We start from the raw sequence: 6,358 nt of genomic DNA, 5'->3' as shown, positions 1-6,358 counted from the left end.
TCGCTCCTTCGCAGGTTCAAGTCCCTGCGAAGGGCCCATAACAAAAAAAGCCCCCATTGCTGGGAGCTCTTTCATTTAATGGTGCGGGCGAAAGGACTTGAACCTTCATGGGGTTGCCCCCATACGGACCTGAACCGTACGCGTCTGCCAATTCCGCCACGCCCGCGTGCAGGAATTAGAATAACGGAGCGCCACCGCGAACGCAAGAACTATTTTTGAAAAAGTTTGCAGGCATTTCCCCAGGTGGCTCGAGCGATTGCTTCGGCGTCCTCACCAGTGCGATCGACACGGTCGTTAACCAGCGCGTTTGCCGTAATGGAGATCATTGCGGGCTCGCATTCAAGACCGCGAATGGGCTCCGGCGCCATATAGGGACAATCCGTCTCGAACAAAATACGGTCGAGCGGGGTTGCCGCGAATGCCTCGCGCACGTCATCGTTGCGCTTAAAGGTAGCCGCGCCGCCATAGGCGATATAACAACCCAAATCCACAAAGCGCTCCATCGTGGCGCGGTCCTCGCCAAAGCAGTGCAGTACGCAACCGGCCTGGGGCACGCCGATCTCGCGCAGCACGTTGTACGCATCAACGTGCGAGGTGCGCTCCTGGTCCGTGTCCTCGTGACGCAGATGTAGCTCCACCGGCACGTTGCGGCGTACGGCAACCTCGAGTTGGCGCGCCATACAGTCGATCTGCACGTCGTGGGGCGCCGGCGCAATATCGTCGTCGTAATCCATGTGGTAGTCCAAACCGATCTCGCCAATACCGGCGCATAAGGGGTCATCGAGTGCGGCAACGACCTGTGCGTGGACGTCGTCGGTATAGTCCGGCGCGCCATAGGGGTGAACGCCAGCGAGATACTTGATCTGTGGAATATCCTGCATCGGCAGAATCTCGTGCGTCAGCCAGTCGCTATAGTCCGTCACACTTCGTTTATCGGCAATGGGATCGAAGACTGTCACCAACAGATCGATGCCTGCGGCTTTAGCGCGCACGAGCGTCTCGGGCACTTCCTTGCCCCAAAATGAGAGCAGATGCGCATGCGTATCGGCAAGCGGCGCCAGCGGCTCCGGACAGACGACCGTTTTCTTTTTCTTGGTAAACGTCACGCGTTCGGCACTAGGCATCATGGATTAGCTCCTGGGCCAGACGGACAAAGTCGGCAGCATCAAGCGCCTCAGCACGCGTGGTAGGTGCGATACCGCAGGCCTCATAGGCGGCATCGAGCACGTCCTTGGCAAAGCCGTTGGCGCTCATGGAATTACGGATGGTCTTGCGGCGTTGGGCAAAGGCGGCATCAATCACGCGGGCCACAAATTCGCGGTCAAGCCCCTCGGGCAGCGTGCCGTCAACACGGTCGATACGCACGACAGCGGAGTCCACATGCGGTGCCGGTATAAAGCAGCGCGGCGGCACCTCAAAGCGCCCCGTCACCGTGCCATAGAGTCCAAGCTTTGCCGTATAGCCACCGTACGTCCTGTTGCCAGGAGCTGCGGCGATGCGATCGGCAACTTCCTTTTGCACCATGACCACGGCGCGCTTGAGCGCGGGCATCGTCTGGAAGAACTGCAGGATGATCGTCGCCGCCACGTTATAGGGCAGGTTTGCCACAAACACCGTCGGCATACCGCCCGCAACCTGCTCAATCTGTTCCGGCGTCACCTTGAGCGCATCGCCCATGATAAAGCGGAAGTTGGCATAGTCGGCGGCGTGGGCATCGAGCACCGGCTCAAGCTCGGGATCGGCCTCAATGGACGTAACGCACGCCGCCTCCTGCAGCAGGGCCAACGTCAGCGTGCCAACGCCCGGGCCAACCTCGAGCACGCGCTCATCGCCCGCAAGCTCAGCGAGCTCACAGATACGTTCGATCACATGGTTGTCGATCAGGAAGTTCTGGCCCAGGCGATGCTTGGTCGCAAGGCCAAACTCCTCCAGCAGCTCCCTAGTTGCCGTGGAATTTGCCAAAGGCGAAGTTGTCATGATTGCCTCCTTAACATGGTGGCTGCATCGTAAAGCAAAAGGGCATGGACCGTTGCAGCCATGCCCTTACATCTAAACAGCAAATTGCCGATATGGCACTCGCGCGGTCTTTACGCCAGACGCGGGAACAACGGGTCGCCCTTCTCGACGGGACGTCCGCCGGCAAGCTGGCCCCAAGTGCAGATGCCCTTGAGGTCGTCGCTCGTGGCCTCGTCCTCGCAGGACAGGCGACGCAGGGCCTCGGTAGAAGTCTGGGGCATGAGCGGCATCAACAGGTGAGCGGCAATGCGGATGGCTTCGAGCAGGCTGTAGATCACAAACGCCAGCTCGTCAGCCTTGGCCTCGTCCTTGGCAAGCGACCAAGGCTCGGAGTCTTCGATGTAGTGGTTAGCGGCGTGGATGAGCTCCATGACCTCGTCCTTGGCTCCGCCGTAATCGAGCACGTCCATCTTGGCCATGTAGCGCTCGACCAGGCCGTCGGCGATCTTTGCCAGCGGGTTGCCGAACGCGTCGGCAGACGCCGGCTTAGCCGGAGCGCAACCATCAAAGTACTTGCCGCTCATGTTGAGCGAGCGCGAGATAAGGTTGCCCCAGCTGTTGGCCAAGTCGGCGTTGTAGACCTGCTCCATGCGCTCGAAGCTGATGGCGCCATCGGTGCCGGGAACGACGTCGGTCATGAAGTAGTAGCGATAGCCCTCGACACCCAGCATGTCGATAACATCCTGCGGAGCGATGGCGTTGCCGCGGCTCTTGGACATCTTCTCGGCCTTGCCGGTCTCGGCATTGCGCACGGTCAGGAAGCCGTGGGCAAAGACGTGCTCGGGCAGGGCCTCGCCGACGGCCATGAGCATGGCGGGCCAAATGACGCAGTGGAAGCGGATGATGTCCTTGCCCACAATGTGGAACTGCGCGGGCCAGCGATAGGCCAGCTCGGCGCGGGCCTTGTCGGTATTGACACCGTAACCGACAGCGGTCATATAGTTGAGCAGCGCATCGAACCACACGTAGGTCACATGGTCCTCGTCGAACGGGACCTTGATGCCCCAATCAAAGCTCGTGCGGCTCACGGAAAGGTCGTTGAGGCCGCCTTCGACAAAGCTGCGCACCTCGTTCATGCGGAACGCGGGCTCAACAAAATCGGGGTGCTCGTCATAGAGCTTGAGCAGCTTGTCCTGGAAGGCGGAAAGCTTAAAGAAGTAGGACTCCTCCTGCACGCGCTCGAGCGGACGGTGGCAATCGGGGCACAGGTGCTGGCCGACGCTGCCGTACTCTTCGTCACCCTTCTGGACCTGCGTATCGGTAAAGTAGGTCTCGTCGGGCACGCAGTACCAGCCGTCATAGCTGCCCTTATACAGGTAGCCGGACTCCTTCATGCGCTCCCACAGATACTGCACCGCATGATGCTGGCGCGGCTCGGTGGTACGAATGAAGTCGTCGTTGGAGATCTCGAGCTTGCTCCAAAGCTCCTTGAAGTGCGGAGCTTGGCTGTCGGTCCACTCCTGCGGTGTCATGCCGTGCTTGGCAGCGGCCTCGGCAACCTTCTCGCCATGCTCGTCCATACCGGTCAGGAACTTGACGTTATAGCCGGCGGAGCGGCGATAGCGAGCCTGGACGTCGGCGATGATGGTGGAATAAGCCGTGCCCAGATGCGGATCGGCGTTGACGTAGTAGATAGGCGTCGTGATAAAAAACGAAGGCTTGGTTTGATCCATAGGGTCTGTCCTCCAGAAAAACGTTGCATACAGGGGATGATTCTAACGCAAGGGTTAGATATCCTCCATCTATTGCATATCGAGCACCATGGCATAGACATCGCGCTTGCGGCGCGAATACTTCTGCGACAGGCGCTTTGCCACCGCAGAAGCGGGCTCCCCCTCCTCGAGCGCGGTGCGAATGTCCTCGCGCAGGGCCTCATCGGGATCCACCGCCGCAGCGCCAACCGGCACGATACCGGCCTCCTCATCCTCGCTCGGCGGCGCGATAACCAGCGCGATCTCGCCCTTGACCTCGCCGCGAGCACGCAGCTCCTCGGCGAGCTGGGCGGCGGGCCCGCGCAAGACCTCCTCGTGCAGCTTGGTGAGTTCGCGGCAGACGGCAACCTCACGCTGGGGAAAGACCTCGCCCACGGCCTCGAGCGTCGCCACGATGCGATGTGGAGACTCGTAGAAGATGAGCGCGCCGGGCACCACGGCAAGGCGCTGCAGTCGGCGCACGCGGTCGCCGTGCTTGCGACCCAAAAAGCCCTCGAAAAAAAAATGCTCGCAGGGAATGCCGGACGAGACGAGCGCCGTGACGCAAGCAGAGGGACCGGGAATAACTTCGACGGACACATCGGCCTCACGCGCCGCTTCGACCAGCGCCTGGCCGGGATCGGACACACTCGGCATGCCGGCGTCCGAGGCAAAGGCGAGGGTCTCCCCCGCCAGCAGGCGGTCGACCAGGCCGGCTGCGCGGCTGGCGATCACGTTCTCGTCACAACGGACAAGCGGCTTGGAAATGCCCAGGTGCATCAGCAACTTTGAGGTCACACGCGTGTCCTCGCAGCAGACGGCATCGGCGGCGGCAAATGTCTCGCCGACGCGCGGAGACAGGTCGCCCAGGTTACCGATGGGCGTACCGACCACATAAAGTTTGCCCGTGCGGCAGCTGTTTTGCGTCATATCAACCTATTCAATCATGCCGCGCTCGAGCGTGCCGAGTGCCGCGCGGGCGTCCCATGCTGCAATACGCTTCTCGGTCTTCCACGTTTGGAAGAACCAGCCAGCCGCCGGTGCAAACGATGCCAGCTGGTTGGCGATAAATACGCGCTCGTAGGCATTGCGACCCTCGGGCGTAACCGAGGAGTTGGCGAAGATCGCCGCACCCGACCATTCGCCCACCAAAACGGGGAACCCAGTTTCGACCGCCTCTTTGAGCTCACGCTTGTTGCGCGAAATCGCCGTCGTCAGACCGCGGGGGCTCGTGATGTCGAGCGCATACTCGTCGCGGTAATGGTACAGGTGAAGGTCCATGTAGACATTCTTGTACTTGGCACCGCGCATAAAATGCTTCCACTCGCCAGGGTGTCCCGAAGAGGAAAAGACGACGATCTTGTCCTCGGGCATATACGAACGAACGAGCTCGTACGCGTCACGATAGAAGTTGCGCAGGTAGTGCGCCGGAATACCGTCCGTCATGGTAAAGAGGCTCTTGCGTACGCTCATCTGCGGCGTATCCAACAGCTCGATGCCCAGCAGGCTCTCGGTCTCGCCATAGCGATCGGCCAGGCGCTCGAGCACATCGAGCGCAACGTGACGGCCATTGGTGGACGAATGCCACTCAGCGACGACTTCCGGCGTCGTGGGCGAATCGTTGGAATCGCCCTGACCGCCGGGTACGGTCGCCAAATCGAGCAGTACGCGGATGTTGTACTTGGCGGCCCACTCAATAGCACGGTCGATATAATCGACGACCGAGATGTAGGAGGCATCGGACTCCTGCGAGCCAAAGGCATACCACGGCACCGGCAGGCGCACGGCGTTGAGACCGATCTGCGCCATACGACGAAAATCGTCCTCGCTCACAAACGTCTCGTAATGGTGACGCATGCGCTCGTTATAGGCAGCGGTGCCCATGGCCTCCTGCAGCTCGGCTGCATTGGATGCTCCGGTCGCCGCATAGAGCGACGGGGTCACCCAGGGCTCGGGAATAAACCAGCCAGAGAGATTAACGCCGAGAATCCTCTCCATCACGGCCCCCTTCGAATCGCGCAGGTCGAACCTGCATCGTGTTGCATAGGAAAAGTATCGGTTTGAGTATACCCGCGCGTGCGGACAGGCGACCGAACGGTCTACAAAGTGGCGCAAAAGTGGGAGGAATGTCCGGGCAGTCGGACCCGAGACGGCGCGTCGAAATGCAGATATGCGCCGGAAGTAGGCGGCCGGAAAGCGTGCCCCGTTTGTTCGCAAAAGACGGGGATGCATTTTCCGTTCGAGGCCTCAACCGGAAAATGCATCCCGTTCTGAGCGTGGGATCTGGGACGCATTTTCCGCCAAGGGCCGCAAAAGGAAAGCGCGTCCCATTCTGACGCCGGATTCCGGGCCACGCTTTCCCAAACAGGCTCAAAGTGGAAAGCGCATCCCGCTTTGAGGCTTTATTCCGGGATGCAGTTTCCACAGGAGCCCTCGGTAAAAGAAAAGGACCCCTTTGCAGGGGCCCTAGTCAATTCAAGGTGGCGGGGAAGGGAATCGCGCCCACGCTCCGCGTGCGCGGACCGCTGCGGCGCTTGTGCGCCTTGCGAGCTACGCTGGCAAACGCTTGCGCGTTTACTCAGCTCCGCGCCCTCACGGGGTTCGATTCCGCGTGGGGGCCATATAAAAGAAAAGGACCCCTTTGCAGAGGT

5 protein-coding genes and 1 tRNA gene are annotated in these 6,358 nt (G+C 60.7%); all 6 read right to left on the bottom strand.

The window, feature by feature from the left end; genetic code table 11:
• Positions 1 to 79: 79 nt before the first annotated feature.
• The 6 genes from SFLMC1_RS10120 to SFLMC1_RS10095 all read right to left on the bottom strand — a co-directional run bounded on the left by SFLMC1_RS10120 (position 80) and on the right by SFLMC1_RS10095 (position 5,705).
• A tRNA-Leu gene (locus tag SFLMC1_RS10120) sits at positions 80 to 166 on the bottom strand.
• Between the two features lie 43 nt (positions 167 to 209).
• Positions 210 to 1,124 carry a TatD family hydrolase gene (locus SFLMC1_RS10115; protein WP_226814250.1) on the bottom strand — a complete coding sequence of 305 codons (915 nt, stop codon included), beginning with the start codon at positions 1,122 to 1,124 and terminating at the stop codon, positions 210 to 212.
• Entirely contained in the window at positions 1,117 to 1,977 is an 861-nt protein-coding gene (gene rsmA, locus SFLMC1_RS10110) for a 16S rRNA (adenine(1518)-N(6)/adenine(1519)-N(6))-dimethyltransferase RsmA (protein WP_152074056.1), read from the bottom strand. The genes SFLMC1_RS10115 and rsmA overlap by 8 nt, the downstream gene beginning before the upstream one ends.
• 110 nt (positions 1,978 to 2,087) lie before the next feature.
• Positions 2,088 to 3,689 carry a methionine--tRNA ligase gene (metG, locus tag SFLMC1_RS10105; protein ID WP_152074057.1) on the bottom strand — a complete coding sequence of 534 codons (1,602 nt, stop codon included), beginning with the start codon at positions 3,687 to 3,689 and terminating at the stop codon, positions 2,088 to 2,090.
• 69 nt (positions 3,690 to 3,758) lie between these two features.
• Positions 3,759 to 4,637 carry a 16S rRNA (cytidine(1402)-2'-O)-methyltransferase gene (gene rsmI / locus SFLMC1_RS10100; RefSeq protein WP_152074058.1) on the bottom strand — a complete coding sequence of 293 codons (879 nt, stop codon included), beginning with the start codon at positions 4,635 to 4,637 and terminating at the stop codon, positions 3,759 to 3,761.
• Between the two features lie 6 nt (positions 4,638 to 4,643).
• A complete protein-coding gene (locus SFLMC1_RS10095) occupies positions 4,644 to 5,705 on the bottom strand; it encodes a glycoside hydrolase family 5 protein (RefSeq protein ID WP_152074059.1) in 1,062 nt (353 codons plus the stop codon).
• Positions 5,706 to 6,358 lie beyond the last annotated feature (653 nt).

The sequence above is a fragment of the Collinsella aerofaciens genome, assembly GCF_901212495.1.
GTDB lineage: Bacteria > Actinomycetota > Coriobacteriia > Coriobacteriales > Coriobacteriaceae > Collinsella > Collinsella aerofaciens_H.
Note: the sequence above shows the minus strand (reverse complement) of the source record. Positions and strands in the feature narration are given on the sequence as shown.